The following is a 643-nucleotide window of genomic DNA, read 5'->3' as shown; positions in this document are numbered from 1 at the left end:
TTGACAACAGACCGGATACGTATGCCGACGGATACGCGACAATCAACCTTCTAGAGCCGACTAAAATAGAGGGCAGAGAAAATAGAGCTAAATACGTCATAGGAAATGCACGCGCGGCGACTACGGATGGTAGTGGCCAGCAATATTATCGAATGTCCGACCTTACCGACCAATTTTTTATTGATAAATATGGCGTTGTCAGTAGAGAAGCAAATATACAGCTTGTCCTGATACACGAAATAGCGATGCATGGCGGCCTGAAAGAAGGGGTAAGTCCCTCTGGAAAGGATCTCACTGGGCATTCTGGTGTATTTCAGAGGTTGCTTACGTCGGACCCAAACTCGACAGACCTGAAATTAAAAACGTCCGACATCCTCGGGGATAGAGTTGAAGGCGCCACTTTCATCGAAGGTAAAAATAGAGGTTTAATTGTTGCAACAGATGACACCAAAACGACCGATGCAGAAATATACACCACATACCTTGAAGGTCGCCGCGACGCCTTTCAAGGTATAATTGATGATTATGTCAGGGCTCACAATGTTCGCACTGTAGGAGAGCTTATCGAGGCGGAGAAAAATGGCCTCTTGGTGCCGGAAGGCACTCGCATGGTCATTTACAAAGCTACGGTCGGCAATGGCTT

At 46.8% G+C, this 643-nt stretch carries 1 protein-coding gene; it reads left to right on the top strand.

Annotated elements, in window-relative coordinates:
• Positions 1–152 precede the first annotated feature (152 nt).
• A partial coding sequence (locus PMI02_RS27495) for a hypothetical protein (protein ID WP_157222691.1) occupies positions 153–643 on the top strand: 491 nt, incomplete at its 3' end.

This window comes from Novosphingobium sp. AP12, from assembly GCF_000281975.1.
In the GTDB taxonomy this organism is placed as follows: domain Bacteria; phylum Pseudomonadota; class Alphaproteobacteria; order Sphingomonadales; family Sphingomonadaceae; genus Novosphingobium.
This window is presented reverse-complemented; position numbering and strand designations above follow the sequence as displayed.